Below are 20,677 nucleotides of genomic sequence, written 5' to 3'. Positions count from 1 at the left end.
TCTTTTTTGGGCGTGACCCTTCGTAAAAACTTCGGGTCGGGCTATTCGGCTTTATCTCTCCGCTGCGCTACGAGGATATCACCTACTATCCCTCACGCAGCATCTGCGTAATTAAGCTGCGTTTTTTTGTCAATAATCACTTCCATTATTCACTCAAAAATGACGAAGCAGGCAAATTGGCTTTATTAAATAAGTTCGATTGTGCAATATTTGTCCATGCAAAACGAACTTTTACAGGATGCGGTACTTTATTTGATTTTAGAATAACCGTATTGTTTTTTATGCTAGCCTCTGCAGTATAAAACACATTATCCGCACCTGCAATCTCAAATTGATTTGATTTTTTATTTGTAAAATGCAATCCTTCAGCATAATCAAAAGCAACAATAACTTTATTCCCTTCTATTTTAATGTCTTTATATAGTGGTCCGTTTACCAAATCCGTATTGGTTTTATAGGTTTTCACTAAGGCTAAATTCGCCAATCGAGTTCCTACCGATTTCTTGTCTTTTGGGTGTATGTCTTCAATTGTTGAAATATCTGTTGTTAATACCATTCCTGTATTAGCAACTTCTTGCAACACTTTGCGTTGCGCATTTCTAATTTCAACTCCGCCAAAATGATCTTCTCCATATTGATAAGGAGCTATTTGCACGTAATAAAAAGGAAACTCGTAATTCCATAACTTTCTCCAAGAAGTAATCAAAGCCGAAAAGGTTTTGTCATAAACCGATGAACCTACATTTGATTCTCCTTGATACCAAATCACACCTGCAATTTTGAATCCAGCCAAAGGATAAATCATGGCATTAAAAGCGCGTCCCGGTTGGTTTGGCCCATAGGTTTCTTCTTTTCTAGTTTTAGCACTTTCAAGTAAAACGGCATCTTTTTGAATGACTTCTTCCGGTGTCCAAATCTCCGCTGGCGTACCTCCCCAGTTAGACGAAATCAAACCTATTGGCACATTTTTTAAATCTTCTTGTAAGCGTTTGGCAAAGAAATAACCTGTAGCGCTAAAATTTTTCATGGTCTCTGGCGTACATTCCGTCCAATTACCAGACACATTATTTTGTGGTGCAGTAGCTGTCAATTTAGGTATCGAAAAAAATCGGATATTGGGATTCATTGCCTTTTTTACTGCTTCATCACCATTCTCAATTCCCCAAGCTGCTGACATCTCCATATTGGATTGTCCAGAACAAATCCAAACTTCGCCTATCAAAATATTCTTCAATACAATCTCATTGTATCCTTTTATGGAAATAGTATAAGGTCCACCTTCTTTTGGAGTAGGTATTTTAATTTCCCATTTTGCTTGATTTGAAGCTTTAACTTTATACACCTCATTATTCCAACTTGGACTGATAACTACTTCTTCCTGTGGATTCGCCCAACCCCAAATGGCAACTTCGGTATTGCGTTGCAACACCATATTATCCGAAAACAAATTGGGTAGCGTCACATTTGCAAAAGCAGGAGAAGAAAGCGTTAGAAAAAGTATAAAAGCAATTACATTATTTTTCATCTAGTATTTTTTTTAAAAATGGAGTCAATTGGCTTGCCATGATTTTGTCATCGGCAATATCAGGATGTGAACCACAACCGTTTGGTTGCATCGATTGAAATTCAAATAAAGCAATGGTTTTATGTTCTGCATCATTTTCAAAAGCTTGAATTACTTTTTTCAAACAACGTACTAATACTACATTTCTATCTCCAGAAACCATAGGGCTGTTCAACAATACAATTCTAGTATTAGGTGTATGTTGATATACCGTTTTGATAAAAGCGATATAATTTGAAACGTATTTATCTTCACTAAATGGTAACCTTTCTTTTTTACCATCACCATCTGAGAGGTCATTTGTTCCCAAACAAATACTCACTAAATCAGGCTGGAAAGCAAAATCATAAGGCTTTGAAGTATTGGTATCCAAATTCAAATTTTCATATACATCAGGAATATTAGGCTCCTCTTTATGATCGTCATTCCAGTTGCGATACATCCCATACCCAGAAACAGAACTCAATACATAATCTACATTTAAACTACGAGCAACTATAGCTCCATAGGCCCAATATCCATTATGCTGATCAAACCAACCTCCCGTCCCACAAGGAATTTCGGCCGTGTCGTTTCCAAATCCAGAGGTAATAGAATCACCTATATATTCAATTTTATTTCGGTTTGGCGTGGTGCTTTTTATCAATTTTGCAGTAGTTCCTATGAACATAACCCCACCTGTTGAAGCTTCGGTTGCTTTATAAATGGCAAGGTGGTGTGTTTTTTTATTGGTAGTAACTTTTACAGGAAATGTCTGAGCTATCCCTTTTTCGATTCGAATTCGGCCTATATAATTCCCATCCAATTCTAAGGCAATAAAACTATGTTGGTCTGTTACATTTTGTAAAAATATTTCACACGTCTTTCCAACAAAATCAAAGGAAACAGATGAAGCTGCACTAATCAAGATTACTTTATTATTGTCTTGTAATTCGACTCTCCCTGAATAGTGATAAAAACTAGATTTCACCTTGGCATCTTGCGCCATAGAAAAAACAGAAACTGATAAGAATAAAATTAAAAACCTACATTTTTTCAAAATCATAATTTATGGGTTAAATAAAAACATATGTCACAAACTTATCTATTTTGTCTATTTATTAAAGATACTAAAATGTCAAATAGCAATGTAAAAATATCATTATGTAGTTTCTACACAAAGACTCCTTCTTTGTCACTCCTTTTTGGTAAAAAAAACGCGTAATTAATTTTAAAGTTATCGATTTTCTTATTAAAATAATAAAAATACAAATAGTTATATATCTAAATCATTAGATAAAATTCAAAAATAAATGCATAATTTAGTCTCCAATCAATCACATTATCAACAAAAAAAATAACGAAAAAATAATTCTATGGCAGAATACCAAATTGCAGAGATTAATATTGCAAAAATGAAGGGAGTTGCAATTAATGACCCAATAATGAAAGAGTTTGTCGATAATTTAGATTCCGTTAATGAACTGGCTGAAAGCAGTGCCGGATTTGTTTGGAGACTAAAAGATGATACAAATAATGCGACTTCATTGAACCCGTATAATGACGAACAAATTATTGTAAATGTTTCCGTTTGGGAAAACCTAGAATCATTGGAAAATTTCGTTTATAAAACTTTCCATACTGAGTTTTTGAAAAGAAGAAAAGAATGGTTTCAAACTTTTGGCAAAGTATATACTGCAATGTGGTGGATCAAAAAAGGGGAATTCCCAACGCTATATAATGCAAAAGAAAAATTAGATTATTTGCAGGAAAATGGAGCTTCGGAAATCGTTTTTGATTTTAGAAAAAAATTTACAAAACCTTTTTAAGTCGTATTTAAAAAGCCTTATTTATTCACTTACAAATATTTAAAATAAATTATGAAAAACTATAGCCTACCCTGTTTTTTAATTTTCTTATTTGGAATTACAACAGCTGTATGTTCTGCTCAAAAGTACACTACTAAAGAACCAGCATACCAATACATTCCAGACAATCTAGAACTCTACAATACCATAGTTGCCATGGATAGTACATTTTTCCAAGCGTACAATACCTGTGATCTAGATAAGCAGGCAGCAATATACGCGGACAATATTGAGTTTTACCATGACAAAGGGGGATTAAGCACTGTTAAACAAGAACTAATTGATGGTACTAAAAAAAATATTTGCGGTAAAGTAACGCGGGAATTAGTAAAAGGAAGCATTGAGGTTTATCCCATCAAAGATTTTGGAGCAATAGAAATGGGACTGCATAAATTTCATAATAATAGGGAGAAAGAAGGAACGCCATCACATGCTAGTAAATTTATCATTTTTTGGAAAAATGATAATAATGTATGGACTATAACAAAAGTGGTTAGTTTACATTAAACAAAAAACCATTCGCCGTGGCGAATGGTTTTTTCTATTCTTATCATTCTTTTACAAAGGAATATTCCCGTGTTTTCTATCGGGAGTTACGCTTACTTTATTTTCGAGCATACTAAACGCTTTTATCAATTTTCGTCTAGTATCTTGCGGTAGGATTACCTCATCTACAAAACCACGTTGTGCTGCTGTATATGGATTGGCAAACAAATCAGCATACTCCGCTTCTTTTTCCAACAATTTAGCTTCATGGTCTTTGGCATCGTGAATTTCTTTCTTGAAGATAATTTCCGAGGCTCCTTTTGCCCCCATAACCGCAATTTCTGCAGTAGGCCAAGCAAAATTCATGTCGGCACCAATGTGTTTGGAATTCATCACATCATAAGCTCCACCATAGGCTTTACGAGTAATCACAGTAACTCTAGGCACCGTCGCTTCGCTTAAAGCATATAATAATTTGGCTCCATGAACTATAATTCCATTCCACTCTTGATCTGTTCCTGGTAAAAATCCTGGTACATCTACCAAAACCAATAATGGAATATTAAATGCATCGCAAAAACGGGTAAATCGAGCCGCTTTTTTTGAACTATTCACATCCAGACAACCTGCTAAAACCATCGGTTGATTGGCTATAATTCCAATGCTTTTACCTCCTAGTCGAGCGAAACCCACCAAGATATTTTCGGCATAATTTTTATGAATTTCATAAAATGAATCTTCGTCGATTATTCCACCAATCACCTCGTGCATATCGTACGGTTTATTGGGATTTTCGGGAATAATAGTTGCTAATTTAGTACGAACCTCATCCTTTAATTCATAAGGTAAATTATGTGCTTTTTCTTTATTGCTTTGTGGCAAATAACTCAACAAACGTTTCAAATCTTCTAGGCATTCGACATCATTTGTAGAAGTGATGTGCGCCACACCCGATTTAGTTGAATGCGAACTCGCACCTCCTAATTCTTCCGAAGTTACCGTTTCATTAGTTACCGTTTTTACCACATTAGGACCTGTTACAAACATATAACTGGTGTCTTCGACCATCATCGTAAAATCCGTCATTGCTGGCGAATATACCGCTCCACCAGCACAGGGTCCCATGATAGCCGAAATTTGTGGAATAACACCCGAAGCTTGCACATTTCTATAAAAAATATCAGCATAACCTCCTAGAGAACGAACCCCTTCTTGAATACGAGCTCCACCGGAATCATTCAGTCCAATCATAGGCGCACCCATTTTGACTGCCATGTCCATAACTTTACAAATTTTCTCGGCATGTGTTTCGGATAACGAACCTCCAAAAACGGTGAAATCTTGTGCAAAAATATAAACCAATCGTCCATTTATTGTTCCGTACCCGGTGATGACACCATCCCCGTAATACATTTCCTTTTCCATTCCAAAATCGGTAGTTCGGTGTGTTACCAACATTCCAATTTCTTCAAATGAACCTTCGTCCATTAAATAATTAACACGCTCTCTTGCCGTTAATTTTTTATTCGAATGTTGTTTTGCTATCCTCTTTGTGCCTCCGCCCAAATGAGCTTGAGCAATTTTATCTTTTAATGTATTTATTTTGTCTTGCATACTGTTTTTTTTACCGCTAATTCGCAAATTTTATTTGTAACTCTTTAAAAATCAATTTGGTAATCTTACGATTTTTTGATCTTCAAAATAGTGTTTTAATGCTACCATAGCAGCAATTTCAGCTTCCTGAGCCAATTGGTTTTTCAACAAATCCGCGTTGTAATATTTTTTTACAAAATGGGTGTCAAAATTTCCAGAACGAAACGCCTCATGATCAAAGACAAATTTCCCAAAAGGTAATGTTGTTTCTACTCCTTCTACTTGATAACCATCTATGGCTTCTAGCATAATTTGAATAGCTTCCTCACGTGTTTCTCCATAGGTAATCAACTTTGCTAGCATTGGATCATAATAAATAGGAATATCCATTCCTTGCTCAAAACCATTATCTACACGAATTCCTTTGCCAACAGGCAATTGGTAAACATCCAAATGACCTACACTAGGTAGAAAATCATTCATAGGATCTTCGGCATAGACACGCAATTCCATCGCATGTCCTTTTATTTTCAGGTCTTCTTGTTTGATTGATAATTCTTCTCCTCTAGCGACTCTAATTTGTAGTTCGACTAAATCAGTTCCTGTGATTAATTCAGTAACTGGGTGCTCTACTTGCAAGCGGGTGTTCATCTCTAAGAAGTAAAAATTATTATTTTCGTCCAATAAAAACTCCACCGTTCCTGCTCCAAGATAATCACAAGATTTAGCTACTAAAACGGCAGCTTCACCCATCTCTTTTCGCAATTCTGGTGTTAAAACAGAGGAAGGTGCTTCTTCGATAACTTTTTGGTGACGTCTTTGTATACTACATTCTCTTTCGAATAAATACAAAATATTTCCATGACTGTCAGCCATTATTTGGATTTCTATATGCCTTGGCGAACCCACATATTTTTCTATAAAAACAGCACCATCTCCAAAAGCAGAAATAGCTTCGCTAATTGCACGATCCATTTGAGATTCAAATTCGGCTTCGTTTTCTACTACACGCATTCCTTTACCTCCACCACCAGCTGACGCTTTTATTAGAATTGGAAAACCTATTTCTTTAGCTACAACTTTGGCTTTTTCCACATCGGTAATGGCTTTATCATAACCAGGAACCATTGGAATATTGTATTTTTTAACAGCCTCTTTGGCTGCTAGCTTACTTCCCATGATATGAATTGCTTTCGACTTGGGACCAATAAAGATGATATTGTTTTTTTCGGCCTCTTCGGCAAAATCAGCATTTTCACTCAAGAATCCATACCCTGGGTGAATCGCATCCACGTTTAAAGATTTGGCCACTTCGATGATTTTACTTCCTAACAAATAGGATTCACTAGAAGGAGCTCCTCCAATACAAACCGCTTCATCAGCAAATTTTACATGTGGTGCATTTCTATCTACAGTTGAATATACTGCAACTGTTTTAATCCCCATTTTACGGGCGGTTTTCATTACTCTAATAGCAATTTCCCCTCTATTGGCAACTAATATTTTTTTCATATTTTTTTTAGATAAAAGACGAAAGACCGCTACGCTGCTAGATTCAATATAAATCCTCTCTAACTATTTTCTTGCCTCTTTCTTCTTGTTTCTTACAACTTTATTCAAATTCAATTAACAACTGCCCTTTATCAACAGCATCTCCTAACACAACCGAAATTGTTTTTATAACACCATCACGAGGAGACAGGAAACTATTTTCCATTTTCATAGCACCTAAAATGATTAAATTATCATTTTCAAGTACCGCTTGTCCAACCACTACACTGATTTCTAGAATTAGTCCAGGCATAGGTGCTTTGATGAAATTGACTTGTTTAGTGAGTCCAACTTCAAATCCCATATCTTTAATCAAAACATCCAACGGATTAGAGATTGCCACAACATAAGAGTTGTTATTGACCTTTACAGTATACGTTTTTTGAAGAAAGTCAGAACTTACAATTTCTGCTTTATAAGGGTTGTTTTTATGTAAAATATGGACAGAATTGGAATCCAAATTTACAGCATCGAGTTTTGAAACTTCTTCTTTATTAATATCAAATGAAAAAGAATCATTTACTTTTACTTTATAACTATCACTCATTAGTATTATTTTTATGGTGGTAAAAATAAGTAAAAGAAAACGTTTTCGTAAAAGAAAAAGAAAAGTTTTATGCTAAATTAGTATAGCTATCAAAAATTAATCTACAACACCAATAATCCAAATTCTCTTAATGAATTAATAGGTTTTGAATACCAAAATAATTCAAAGTCTTCAAAATGAGTTTCAAAATCAGATTTAATTTCTTGGAAAGAATAAATTTTAGCATTAGAAACAGCTATTTTTAAAAGTATTTCTGCAAGCCATTCGCCCTCTTCCTTGTTGGTTTGAATTGTAAAACTTTCTTTTTTATCATGAAAAGTCAAACTCATCATTTCCCAAGAATTTCCTTTTTTAGTTTTAGTAAAATAGTCTACAAAAGGGGTTCCACCTAACCAAACAATTTTGGCTGTAGGTTTGATATTAAAACCATCGTTTTCTTGAAGTGCATCAAAAATAAAATCGGGAGAGATTTTAGTTTTCGGAATTTTAAATTCAAACCAATCTTGCAACTCATAATCAAAACAGATACCGTGCATGAAGTTGAACAACGATTTCTTTAATCCAAAACTGAATTTGTCATGGTCGATTCCTGTTGAGTCGATATAATTAATATCGTTATTAGCAAAAGTCCCAATAACTTCGGTTTCTTTTACAACTCCAAATTTCTCAGGATACAATCCCACTGGACTGTGTGCTGTCATGGCAAATTGGTGCCAAAACCCTGATTGCAATACGCCTACTTCAAACAATTGGCGTACCATTTCAAGACTATCCACCGTTTCTTGAATTGTTTGTGTAGGATAACCGTACATCAAATACGCATGAACCATTACGCCGGCTTCCGTAAAGTTTCGAGTGACTTTAGCCACTTGTTCAACAGTTACGCCTTTATCTATTAATTTTAACAAACGATCCGAAGCTACTTCAAGTCCACCAGAAACAGCGATACAACCGGAAGCTTTCACCAACAAACATAAATCTTTAGTAAAGCTTTTTTCGAAACGAATGTTGGTCCACCAAGTCACAGATAATTTTCTTCTCAATATTTCAAGAGCCAAGGCACGCATCAATGCAGGTGGTGCTGCTTCATCAACATAATGAAAACCATTTTCACCTGTTTGCGCAATCATTTCCTCCATTCGATCACAAAGTAAACTAGCAGCTACTGGTTCGTAAATTTTAATGTAATCTAATGATATATCACAAAATGTACATTTTCCCCAGTAACAACCATGTGCCATAGTCAATTTATTCCAGCGACCATCAGACCACATGCGGTGCATTGGGTTTACGATTTCGATAACCGAAATGTATTTATCCAAAGGCAAATCGGAATAATCTGGCGTTCCTACTTGGGATTGTTTGTAATCACTTTTGGTAGAATTATTTTTGTAAACTACTTTTCCGTTTTCAAGAAGAAACGTTCTTTTAAAAGACTTGTAATTGGGTTCTTCAATATTGGCAATCAATTCCTCAACAGGAGCTTCGCCATCATCCAAAGTAATAAAATCAATAAATTCAAAAACTCGAGCATCAGATAACGAACGTAATTCGGTATTGGGGAAACCGCCTCCCATCGAAACCTTAATTTCGGGATGGTGTTTTTTTACCCATTGTGCAGATCTAAAGGCACTATATAAATTCCCTGGAAAGGGAACTGAAATCAAGAATAATGTGGGCTGTATGGTTTCAATTCTTTCTTGCAAAATCGAAAGTAAAACAGTGTCAATATAAGTAGGTTCTTGTTGTAAAGCCTCGTACAATTCATCAAAAGAATTTGCCGATCTTCCTAAACGTTCTGCATAACGACTGAAACCAAAATTTGCATCCACACATTCCACTATAAAATCGGAGATATCTTCGAGATACAAAGTAGCCAAATGTTTCGCTTTATCTTGTGTTCCCATGGTCCCAAAAGCCCAATCGAGTTCTTCTAATTGTGCAAAACGAGAAGCTTCTGGCAAATAATCTTCTTGGCAAATTTGCAAAGCTAAGGTTGGATTTTTACCTTGTAGAAAAGCAATTACCGAATCGATTGTTTTAATATATTCCTCCTTTAATGCGCAAATACGTTTGGAATTATCTGAAATTTCTCTAACTTCACCCGAGACTGAAAGTCGAACTGGCGTAGCAAACTTTAAACTTGCAACTTCAAATAAACTTTGCAATCCTTCTTTCGAAAACAATTTTAAAATAACCTCAATACCTAAATCTGCCTGAACTGAATCAATATTTTTAGTATTCAGAAACCCTTTTATATATGCCGTTGCCGGATATGGTGTATTCAGTTGGGTAAACGGCGGGGTAATGAGGAAAAGTTTAGTTTTCAAAGGAAATAAGTTTTGTGCAAAAATAAGGGTTATTTGTGTTCTTTCCACGAAAAGATGCTACTACTAATTGTATTGGTAATTCAATTCAAAAAATGAAACCCTATCTAAATTAAATAGTTGCAAAATTTGTAGATATTTAATTACATTTACAATTGCCAAATTGTAAAAATGAAACAAAAATTACTCTTTCTTTTTTTATTAATAACTCTAGCTTCTTTTGCCCAAAAGAGTAGTCAAACAATTGGTTTTAAAGAAAACAAAGGGCAAATTATTGACCAAAATGGCAAACCAAATAATACAGTTAAATACCTATTAAACACTAGAGGATTAAATGTTCAACTGAGAAAGGATGGATTTTCGTATGACATATATGAAACGAAAAAACATCCTATAAAAGAACGTTTAGAAGAAAAAAGAGCATTCCCTTCATTAAAAAATAATGATAAAAAAGTACCTGATTATACTTTAGAATACGTTTTTCATAGAGTAGATATTGATTTTGTAAATTCAAATCCTAATGTTGAATTAGTAACTAACAAAGCATCTACTGATTATGATAATTATTATAATATACCCAATAAACCAGAAGGTGTTATCAATGTACATCAATACCAACAAATCACTTACAAGAATATTTACCCTAATATTGATGTTGTATTCTCCATCCCTAAAGACACGCTTAAAACCGTAGAATATAATTTTGTGGTACATCCAAAAGGGAACATATCAGATATACAATTGAAATTTAATGGTGCTAAAACAGAATTAGTTGACAATAAAATCAAAATGCAAGTTCGTTTTGGTGAAATGGAAGAAACTCTTCCCGCCAGTTGGACCGAAGACGGAATGAGTAAAAAGTCAATAAATGTTGCTTATTCAAAAATTAAAAAAGATGTGTATGGATTTAAAACAGCAAATGCTATCTCGAATAAAACGGTAATTATTGATCCTGTTCCAGTGAGGCTGTGGGGAACTTATTTTGGGGGAGAAAATGGAGAAACTCCTACATCTCTTTTTTGCAAAGACGATTATATCTATTTAACCGGTACAACCACTAGCACCGATAATATTGCTAGTGCTGGAGCAAACACATTCTATTATGCCTCAATTAGCGACTATGACAGCTTCTTAGTGAAATTCAACAGTAATGGAACAAGAGTTTGGAGTACTTATTATGGGGGGAGAAAAGCGGACATTATATTTCAAGTAAAAGTCTCAAACAATCAAAATGTATATATTGTAGGGGAAACACTAAGTGACAATAACATTTCTACACCTAATAGTTTCGAACCTAATTTCGACTCAATTATTCAGGATGGAAGGCAAAAACTGGCAGGCTTTTTTGTGAAATTTGATACTAATGGTGAAAGAAAATGGGGTACATATTATTGGGGTAGCATTAGTAACTTATCTATTGATTCTTCCGAAAAAATATACATATCAGGAGCAACATTTGCTGATAAAAAAATATCTACTCCAAATGCACATCAAATTAATATTGACAACCCTAGTTTAAATCCTATTTACGGCTATTTTAGTGATGGATTCATTGCTAAATTTAATTCAGATGGAGATAAAGAATGGGGAACTTATTATGGAGGACTAGATGACGACTACATTTCTGATTCTCAAATCGATTCCAACGGATTTCTATATTTTTCAGGAATTACCTCAAGTTCAAATAATATCGCTTCAATAAATACAACAAATACTCCTAGTCACTCTAATGCAGATAGTTTTTTAATAAAATTTAGTCCCAATGGAAATAGAATTTGGGGTACTTATTTTGGAGGCGAAAAACACGACTATGCATTCTCTTTAGGAATTGATTCTAATAATTATCTCTACACTTTTGGTTGGACTCAAAGTTTATCAAACATTTCAACCCCAGGTGTTTTTCAAGAAGTATATAATGATTCATTTTGGGCTACGGATAATAATGGTTGTATCTTTAAGTTTAATTCAGACGGCGATAAAATTTGGGGAACTTATTTTTTTTCGGAAACTCTAAAAGGATCTGTTTCAAAAAATGGTGACCTTTATTTTACCGGCACTACTAGTATAAATATTCCTTCAATATCCACTCCAAATGCTTATCAAGAAGATAATAACGGACGGGCTCAAGCTTACTTAGAAAATTTTGATAACAATGGAAAAAGAAAATGGGGCACATTTTATGGTGGAAACTATGGTGGAAGTACGGGAAATGTATCTGCAACCGACAACAATGGCAATATTTATCTAGCTGGGACAACAAGTAGCTCAGATTACATTGCAACACCAAATACTCATCAAACAAATCTTTATAATTCTGGTAATGATGCCTATCTAATAAAGTTTAAAGATTGTGAATCAAGCGCTTTAGTAACTAGTAACTCCCCAATATGTATTGGCAACACTTTAGAACTAAAAGCATCTGGAGGAACAGATTATGTATGGACAGGTCCAAACGGATTTACATCTACCATACAAAACCCTACTATACCTAATGCAACAGCTTCAAATGGTGGGCAATACACTTGTAGTATTACTGGAAGTGGAGGTTGTGATGACACAAAAAAAGTGGATGTAATCATTGGAGATATTGAGGCTCCCATTCCTAATCTTGCATTTCTTCCAACAATAACTGGAGATTGCAAAACTATCATAAATACAATTCCAACTGCTACTGATGTATGTGCAGGCACTATTACAGCGACTACCACCAGTCCGCTTTCGTACAGCTTGCCTGGCAACTATACCGTTATTTGGGAATATAATGATGGAAACGGAAACACATCAACACAAAATCAAACTATTACAATAATTGCTCAGCCATTACCAACTGCTCCATCTACACAAACTTTTTGCATCCAACAAAATGCCACAATAAACGAAATAAAAATAACAGGTCAAAACATCAAATGGTATGATGCTTTGACTAATGGTAATTTATTAGCAAATACGACTCCTTTACAAAACGGAATTACCTATTACGCTTCACAAACGATTGATGGTTGTGAAAGTGATAGAATTTCTGTTTTAATAAATATTCAAAATACTCCCACTCCAACAGGAAGTGCAAATCAAACATTTTGTAAAAGTCAAAATCCAACTTTAGATACTATTGTAGCTTCTGGAACTGCTATACAATGGTATGATATTGGTGGAACTCTTTTATCCAATTCAACCGCTTTGCAAGACGGTATAACCTATTATGCTTCGCAAACAGAAAACGGTTGTGAGAGCACAAATAAATTAGCCATTATAATTTCGCTTATCAGTACTTTACCGGCAAATGATTATGCAGAATTGTTTTGTGATGATTTAAATGATGGTTCTGAAAAAGTGGATTTGTCTGATTATAATTCAAAGTTAATATCCAATACTGCTGGATATACTTTTTCGTATTATTCAAATTATTCAGCTGCCGAAAATCAATTGGTAAGTAGTCAAATTACTAATTTTTCTAATTTTAATTTATCTTTAGGAGATAATAAAATCTACGTTCGTATTAATTCTAATACACCTTGTTATGCTATTTCCGAATTAAAACTAACTCTTTTGTCGAAACCTAAAATAACAATCCCAGATGTAGTTCCTATTTGTGAAAACAATACCATTACTATTGACGCAGGCTTGGATTACGATACTTACTTATGGTCAACTGGTGAAACATCATCGAGCATAAATGTGGATAATCCGGGTAATTATTCTGTTACTGTCACTAATAATTACTCTACTATTTCATGTTCAAGTACAAAGAATTTTGAAGTACGACAATCCAATATCGCCACAATAACTTCAATTGACACACAAGACTGGACCGACAATCAAAATACAATAACAGTGTATGCAACTGGTGCTGGTGATTTTGAATATTCCATCGACGGCATTCATTTTCAAGATGAGCCTCAGTTTACAAACATCATCAGTGGACAATATACGGTTCATGTACGAGACAAAAACGGTTGTGGAACCGTAACTGATGAAGTGTATTTATTGATGTATCCAAAGTTTTTTACTCCAAATGGCGACGGATTTAACGACACATGGAAAATCAAATTTTCAAATGTTGAGATTGGGTTAAGCGTAAAAATATTTGACCGATATGGTAAACTCATCAAAGAATTAACGCATAATAACGATTGGGACGGAAGACTCAATGGACAAGAACTTCCCGCAACCGATTATTGGTTTGTGGTAACTAGAGCAAATGGCACAGAATATCGCGGTCATTTTAGTTTAAAAAGATAATCCCGAAAACAGCATTTTAGTCAACAAAAACAATCCTTTTCCAAATCACTAACCTTAAAATTAATGATAAAAAATATAAAACTCATTGCCCTCTCACTAATCATTTCAATCTTTTTTTCTGTCCGAATGAGTTCCCAAACCATACAATGGGAAAATACTATTGGAGGTAATGATTATGATTGGAGTGATTTTATAGAACTGTCTAATGATGGAAATTATATTTTGGGTGGATATTCTTACTCTAATATATCTGATGATAAAACTGAAAATTCAAGAGGAGAAGGTGATTATTGGTTAATTAAAATTGATGACACTTCTGGTAATTTATTATGGCAAAAAACTATTGGCGGAAACAGTTTTGATCATTTAACTTCAGCAAAAGAAACGAAGGATGGCGGTTACATCCTTGGTGGCTACAGTTCTTCAGGAATATCAGGAGAAAAAACTCAAAATTCAAGGGGACAAGATGACTATTGGGTTGTAAAATTAGATAAAAACCGGAATATTATTTGGGACAAAACCTATGGTGGAAGTGGTGTAGATCGATTGACATCAATAATTCAAACTGTGGATGGTGGTTATCTTATGGGAGGTTCTTCAGACTCTAACATTTCAGGAGATAAAACTGAAAATTCAAAGGGGAATCTAGATATGTGGATTATTAAAATTGATGCATCCGGGAATATAATGTGGCAAAAAACATTTGGAGGAGACAATTCTGATTGGGTTCAATCTCTACTAAAAACAGCTGATGGAGGTTATCTATTAGCTGGCTCTTCAAACTCAAATATTTCTGGTGATAAAACCCAAAATTCAAGAGGAGGAGGAGATTACTGGGTTTTAAAAATCGATAGTTTAGGTACTATTGTCTGGCAAAAAACTATTGGAGGAAATAATGGAGATTATTTAAAATCTATAATAGCGACCTCAGATGGCAATTACATTTTAGGAGGTGATTCTTTCTCCAACATTTCTGGAGATAAAACAGAAAATACATTGAATAATTCTAATGATGTTTGGATTCTCAAATTAAATGATTTTGGGCAAATTTTATGGCAAAAAAATATTGGAGCAAATGATACTGAAGTATTTGCAGATATCCGAATGACCTCGGATAATGGTTTTATTCTAGGCATCATGTCCTACTCGGGAATTTCAGGCTACAAAACTGAAGCTTCAAGGGGAGACCGTGATTATTGGATTGTAAAACTCGATGCAGCTGGTCAATTTGAATGGGATAAAACTGTAGGCGGTGATAGTCTTGACCAAACACAATCTATAGTACAAGCCAAAGATGGAGGTTATGTTGCGTTAGGCTGGTCACAGTCTAATATATCTGGAGATAAAACAGAAAATAAAAGTGGGCTACAGGATTTTTGGGTGGTTAAACTCCAATTGTGCTCTCAAAACCTTTCTGCTACCAGTAATTCTCCAATTTGTGAGGGCAATTCCATACAGCTATCTGCATCTGGCGGGACTAATTATGCTTGGACTGGACCAAATGGTTTTAATTCATTAGAACAAAATCCATCCATATTAAATGCAAATGCATCACAAAGTGGTCAATACACTTGTAGTATAACAGGAACTGGTGGATGCGATGATAAGAAGTCAGCTACTGTTGTGATAAACATTGAAACAGTACCAACAGCAAATTCTCCACAGGAATTTTGTACACAACAAAATGCAACTTTAAGTAATGTAATTATTAGCGGTGACAATATAAAATGGTATGATTCACAAACTGGGGGTACTGAATTACTTGAAACAACTTTACTAAAAAACGGAATAAATTATTATGCGTCACAAACTATAAATAATTGTGAAAGCAGTCGTATTGTAATAAATACCCGAATTTTAGCAGATGCAAATTGTCAACCAGTAACTGACATTGATTCATCAATAACGTATCCTAAATTCTTCACCCCAAACGAAGATGGATTTAACGATACATGGAAAGTTAAATTTTCAGCAGATGAGATAGGATTAAGCGTAAAAATATTTGACCGTTATGGTAAACTCATCAAAGAATTAACGCACAGCAACGCTTGGGACGGAACATTCAACGGACATGAACTTCCCTCAACCGATTATTGGTTTGTGGTAACTAGAGCAAATGGCATAGAATACCGAGGGCATTTTAGCTTAAAACGCTAATTCAACTAAAACTTATGCTCTTTTTTACTAATCATTAACAACGAAAATAAAGAGATACAAGCGGCTGCACTTAAATAGAAACCAACATAAGTCAAACTATAATGTGTCGCCAGCCAAATCGCAATCATAGGTGCAAAAGCGGCCCCGATAATTCCTGCCATATTGAATGCTAAAGATGTCCCCGAATAACGTACATTGGTTGGAAACAATTCCGATAAAAAAGTTCCCAAAGGGCCATACGTAAATCCCATTAAAGTCATTCCAACACATAAAAATAAAGTCACGAGAACGGGATTTCCTGAATTCATGAAAAAAGAAAATATAAAACCAAAAATTGCAATTGCGATTGTGGAATAAATAAGCATTTTTCTACGCCCAATTCGATCCGCAATTAAAGCCGAAATAGGTATAAAAAGGGCAAAAAACAATACTGAAAACAACTGCATCAATAAAAAATCTCTTTTGGAATAACCCAAATCTGAGGTTGCCCAACTCAAAGTAAATACCGTCATTAAATAAAATACCAAAAAGGTAGTAATAGCCGCAAATGTCCCAAAAATCAATTGGTTTTTATAAAATTTTAATAAAGTAAAAAATGGAATTTTCACTTCCTCTTGTTCTATTTTAGCATTTTCGAAAGCTGGGGTTTCAGTAATTTTTAATCGGATGTAAAAACCAACTACAACCAATAAAGAACTGGCTATAAACGGAATTCTCCATCCATAATCAAGGAAAGATTCGGGACTAAGTATATCTGTCAAAATCAAAAAAGTCCCTCCCGAAAGCAATAAACCTATTGGTGCTCCTAATTGCGGAAACATACCATACCAAGCCCGTTTATCAGAGGGTGCATTTTCAATTGCCAATAACACCGCTCCACCCCATTCGCCACCTAAACCAACACCTTGACCAAAGCGACACAACATTAACAACAAGGGAGCCGCAATCCCAATACTGGCATAACTAGGTAAAAAACCAATACTCACTGTAGAAATTCCCATTGTCAATAAAGCAATTACTAAAGTTGTTTTGCGACCTATCTTATCGCCATAATGGCCAAATACCGCTGAACCTAATGGTCGAGAAAGAAAAGCTATTGAAAAAGTGGCTAACGACAGTAAAACCGAATTGGTACTATCCGAAGACGGAAAAAATAATTGTGGAAAAACCAAAACCGCGGCATTGGCATAAATATAGAAATCAAAAAACTCAATTGTTGTACCAATTAAACTGCCAAAAAGAACATGTTTTAATGAGTTTTCTTTCTTAGAACTTAAATTATCTTTCATAAGTACGTTAAAAAATTTCGATAAAATTGATACTATTTTTCGTAAGTAACAAATATATTTTGTTCCAAAATTTTTCGGTATTTTTACATCAAATAAATTATCTTATGCCTACCGACTGTATCAGCTATAAAACTTCTGGGTATTTTTCTTCTTTAATGAATGATTATTTAGACGAAAAATCAAATTTACAACCATTATATAACCGCTTTCCTAAACTTGAAAATTTTGAAGGGCAAATCATAGAAAAACAAGCCAATTTTGACAATACTATGAGAGCTACATTGGTTTCCGTTATTGAAAAACAATATGCTTCTCTTACCACTTCTCAATTAACAACACAAAATATTGAAGCCTTAAAAGTTAATAATACATTTACAGTCACAACTGGTCATCAACTCAATTTATTCAGTGGGCCTTTGTATTTTTTGTACAAAATTATTTCTACCATCAATCTTACTGAGGAATTAAAAATAAAATATCCAGCCTATAATTTTGTCCCAATTTACTGGATGGCAACCGAAGATCATGATTTTGAAGAAATCAATTATTTTAATTTCAAAGGCAAAAAATTCAGATGGAATACCGAAAGTACGGGACCTGTAGGCCGATTATCTACTGAAGGTCTTGATGCCTTTTTTGAAATCTATGAACAGGAATTAGGAACAAGTACTAATGCAACTGCGATAAAAAAACTATTTAAAGAAGCGTACTTGCAACATGACAATCTAGCCAATGCAACGCGGCATTTAGCAAATGTTCTTTTTGGTACTTATGGTTTAGTAATTCTTGATGCAGATGATAAGGACCTCAAAAGGACTTTTATTCCATATATAAAAGAAGAATTACTTCATCAAAAATCTCATAAATTAGTACTTGAAACAGTCGAAAAACTAAAAGATTATACCGTTCAAGTAAATCCTCGAGAAATCAATTTGTTTTATATCGAAGATCATTTACGCCAACGTATCGTTTTTGAAAATGATATTTACAAAGTAAACCATACCAAAATTGAATTTACTGAAGATGAAATCTTAAAATCACTTGATTCTAATCCAGAAATGTTTAGCCCAAACGTGATCATGAGGCCATTGTATCAGGAAGTTATTTTACCAAACCTTTGCTACATAGGCGGAGGCGGAGAAATAGCCTATTGGTTAGAATTAAAATCATTCTTTAATGCGGTAAACATTACTTTTCCAATACTTTTGGTACGAAATTCAGTTCTATTAGCTACAGAAAAACAAATCAAAAAAATAGATAAATTAAATTTAGAATGGAGTGATTTATTTTCAAAACAATCAGAACTAATAAATACCATTACCCTGAAAAATTCTGAATTTCCTATTGATTTAACTCCTCAAAAAGAACTGCTGCACAAGCAATTTGCTGATTTATTTGAACTAGCAAAACAAACCGATAAATCATTTGTGGGAGCAGTGAAAGCACAAGAAGTAAAACAAATAAAAGGATTAGAAAACCTTGAAAAAAGGCTCCTTAAAGCACAAAAAAGGAAATACAGCGAACTTATAGAACGAGCAACCGAATTACAAAACGAATTATTTCCTAACAAAAGTTTACAGGAACGCCAGATTAATTTTTCTGAATTTTACCTCGAGAATGGACCCAATTTAATCCCAAAATTAATTTCACAGTTGCATCCGTTAGATCAAACATTTGAAATTGTTACATTATAGATATAATTAGCGCACTATAATGCGAAAATTGCAACATTATTAAACAAAATAAACTATTTTTGCACAAAATTTAAAAAATAAAAAATGGCTACTAATAGAACATTTACAATGATTAAGCCTGATGCTGTTTCTAACGGACACATCGGAAACATACTTGCAATGATTACTAATGCAGGTTTCAAAATCGTTTCTTTAAAATTAACTCAACTTACGGTTGCTGATGCTCAAGCATTTTATGCTGTTCACGCTGCAAGACCTTTTTATGGTGAATTAGTTGAATTTATGTCAAGAGGACCAATCGTTGCTGCTATTTTAGAAAAAGATAACGCTGTTGAAGATTTCAGAACTCTAATTGGTGCTACTAATCCAGCTGAAGCTGCTGAAGGAACTATCCGTAAAGCATACGCCACTTCAATTGGAGAAAACGCAGTTCACGGTTCTGACAGTGATGAGAATGCAGCTATCGAAGGTGCTTTCCATTTTGCAGGAAGAGAGCAATTCTAGTACTCAGTTTTACGGTTTTTAGAACTCAATCGCTGATTGGATACTAAAAATCATCAAAAAAATATAAAATCCCGTCTCAATAAATCGAGACGGGATTTTTTTATTTACAATCAGAAAAATCTGAAATCTGAAATTGTTAATCAACAATCGCAAATCATTATCTTAAAACAACAGTCGTTACCACTTCTCTCCGAAGCTCTTCATTGATCATTTTCACAATCTTAGCCTTTCCATGACTCAACTCTTCACGCAATACGGATGACGTTAACTCCACATACAAAGTGCTTCCTTTCAAAACTACATTTCGGGTATAGCTATTGACCCCATTTCCCATCAAGTTACTCCAAGCGTCTTTAACATCAATTTGGTCCATTCCTGGTTGCAGTTTATTCACTTGGATTATTTGTTTCAAAACATCCCCTACTGTACTCTGATTATTTAGTCTTTTCGCCATCTCCTGTCAAGTTTATCGGTCCCGTTTTTTTATAATGATATTCCTTATTCTCTGTATTTTTCAACACTAATTCTTTATCTGACAATGCAATTAGTTCCTCACTCCATTTTGCATAATCAGTCCCATAATCCAAATATACTTTGTCTTTATCAAAACGCACATTTACCTTTTCATCCGTATCATTAACTAAAAATGTTCCGTTCAACTGTGGCATTACTTTCTTTCGAATCCCCTTATTATTCGCTATTTCAAAATAGTCGTAGCTTTCATTCATCTTATAGTCCTTGTCTTCCCCTTTGTCAAAAACCACTTTTTCAATTTCCCAATATCCATTGATTTTTACAATATCAGTAGGCTGAATCTTTTGTTGACAACCCACAAAAAAAAGAGATAGTAACAGAATTCTAAACGTGTTTTTCATATAA

15 protein-coding genes are annotated in these 20,677 nt (G+C 34.3%); 6 read left to right on the top strand and 9 right to left on the bottom strand.

What is annotated here, in order from left to right; translation table 11 throughout:
- Nucleotides 1-145: 145 nt before the first annotated feature.
- Entirely contained in the window at nucleotides 146-1,525 is a 1,380-nt protein-coding gene (locus AB3G33_RS09025) for a sialate O-acetylesterase (protein WP_367768439.1), read from the bottom strand.
- A complete protein-coding gene (locus AB3G33_RS09020; RefSeq protein ID WP_367768436.1) occupies nucleotides 1,515-2,609 on the bottom strand; it encodes a GDSL-type esterase/lipase family protein in 1,095 nt (364 codons plus the stop codon). Before AB3G33_RS09020 ends, AB3G33_RS09025 begins: the two co-directional genes overlap by 11 nt.
- Before the next feature lie 310 nt (nucleotides 2,610-2,919).
- Here AB3G33_RS09020 and AB3G33_RS09015 point away from each other — a divergent pair, with 310 nt between their 5' ends.
- Nucleotides 2,920-3,372 (top strand): DUF3291 domain-containing protein, encoded by a 453-nt coding sequence (locus AB3G33_RS09015; protein ID WP_367768434.1) that lies wholly within the window; start codon nucleotides 2,920-2,922, stop codon nucleotides 3,370-3,372.
- A gap of 51 nt (nucleotides 3,373-3,423) precedes the next feature.
- Nucleotides 3,424-3,918, top strand: a complete 495-nt coding sequence (locus tag AB3G33_RS09010) for a nuclear transport factor 2 family protein (RefSeq protein ID WP_367768431.1) — start codon at nucleotides 3,424-3,426, stop codon at nucleotides 3,916-3,918.
- A gap of 51 nt (nucleotides 3,919-3,969) precedes the next feature.
- Here AB3G33_RS09010 and AB3G33_RS09005 read toward each other — a convergent pair whose 3' ends face one another.
- From AB3G33_RS09005 to AB3G33_RS08990, 4 genes are all read right to left on the bottom strand, one after another.
- A complete protein-coding gene (locus AB3G33_RS09005) occupies nucleotides 3,970-5,511 on the bottom strand; it encodes an acyl-CoA carboxylase subunit beta (RefSeq protein WP_367768428.1) in 1,542 nt (513 codons plus the stop codon).
- 51 nt (nucleotides 5,512-5,562) lie between these two features.
- A complete protein-coding gene (gene accC / locus AB3G33_RS09000; RefSeq protein WP_367751941.1) occupies nucleotides 5,563-7,002 on the bottom strand; it encodes an acetyl-CoA carboxylase biotin carboxylase subunit in 1,440 nt (479 codons plus the stop codon).
- 100 nt (nucleotides 7,003-7,102) lie between these two features.
- On the bottom strand, nucleotides 7,103-7,588 hold the full coding sequence (locus tag AB3G33_RS08995) for an acetyl-CoA carboxylase biotin carboxyl carrier protein subunit (RefSeq protein WP_367768424.1): 486 nt from the start codon (nucleotides 7,586-7,588) through the stop codon (nucleotides 7,103-7,105).
- Between the two features lie 101 nt (nucleotides 7,589-7,689).
- Nucleotides 7,690-9,918: a radical SAM protein gene (locus AB3G33_RS08990; protein ID WP_367768420.1), complete on the bottom strand. Its 2,229-nt coding sequence runs from the start codon at nucleotides 9,916-9,918 to the stop codon at nucleotides 7,690-7,692.
- A gap of 168 nt (nucleotides 9,919-10,086) precedes the next feature.
- On the opposite strand from AB3G33_RS08990, the gene AB3G33_RS08985 reads away from it, so the two are divergent.
- Together AB3G33_RS08985 and AB3G33_RS08980 are read left to right on the top strand one after the other, a co-directional pair.
- Complete coding sequence (locus tag AB3G33_RS08985) at nucleotides 10,087-14,154, top strand: T9SS type B sorting domain-containing protein (RefSeq protein WP_367768418.1); 4,068 nt, start codon at nucleotides 10,087-10,089, stop codon at nucleotides 14,152-14,154.
- A gap of 63 nt (nucleotides 14,155-14,217) precedes the next feature.
- On the top strand, nucleotides 14,218-16,311 hold the full coding sequence (locus tag AB3G33_RS08980) for a T9SS type B sorting domain-containing protein (protein WP_367768416.1): 2,094 nt from the start codon (nucleotides 14,218-14,220) through the stop codon (nucleotides 16,309-16,311).
- Between the two features lie 5 nt (nucleotides 16,312-16,316).
- Here the strand turns inward: AB3G33_RS08980 and AB3G33_RS08975 are convergent, their stop codons facing one another.
- A complete protein-coding gene (locus tag AB3G33_RS08975; RefSeq protein ID WP_367768413.1) occupies nucleotides 16,317-17,600 on the bottom strand; it encodes an MFS transporter in 1,284 nt (427 codons plus the stop codon).
- Between the two features lie 104 nt (nucleotides 17,601-17,704).
- On the opposite strand from AB3G33_RS08975, the gene bshC reads away from it, so the two are divergent.
- Both bshC and AB3G33_RS08965 read left to right on the top strand, forming a co-directional pair.
- Nucleotides 17,705-19,294: a bacillithiol biosynthesis cysteine-adding enzyme BshC gene (gene bshC / locus AB3G33_RS08970; RefSeq protein WP_367768411.1), complete on the top strand. Its 1,590-nt coding sequence runs from the start codon at nucleotides 17,705-17,707 to the stop codon at nucleotides 19,292-19,294.
- Nucleotides 19,295-19,378: 84 nt separating this feature from the next.
- Entirely contained in the window at nucleotides 19,379-19,798 is a 420-nt protein-coding gene (locus tag AB3G33_RS08965; RefSeq protein ID WP_367768408.1) for a nucleoside-diphosphate kinase, read from the top strand.
- A 157-nt stretch (nucleotides 19,799-19,955) separates the two neighbouring features.
- On the opposite strand, the gene AB3G33_RS08960 is transcribed toward AB3G33_RS08965, so the two are convergent.
- Together AB3G33_RS08960 and AB3G33_RS08955 are read right to left on the bottom strand one after the other, a co-directional pair.
- Nucleotides 19,956-20,252: a DUF721 domain-containing protein gene (locus AB3G33_RS08960; protein WP_367768404.1), complete on the bottom strand. Its 297-nt coding sequence runs from the start codon at nucleotides 20,250-20,252 to the stop codon at nucleotides 19,956-19,958.
- Nucleotides 20,233-20,673, bottom strand: coding sequence for a lipocalin family protein (locus tag AB3G33_RS08955; protein WP_367768401.1), 441 nt, complete (start codon nucleotides 20,671-20,673; stop codon nucleotides 20,233-20,235). The genes AB3G33_RS08960 and AB3G33_RS08955 overlap by 20 nt, the downstream gene beginning before the upstream one ends.
- Between the last annotated feature and the right edge of the window lie 4 nt (nucleotides 20,674-20,677).

This window comes from Flavobacterium sp. WC2421 (assembly GCF_040822115.1).
Taxonomy (GTDB): domain Bacteria; phylum Bacteroidota; class Bacteroidia; order Flavobacteriales; family Flavobacteriaceae; genus Flavobacterium.
Note: the sequence above shows the minus strand (reverse complement) of the source record. Positions and strands in the feature narration are given on the sequence as shown.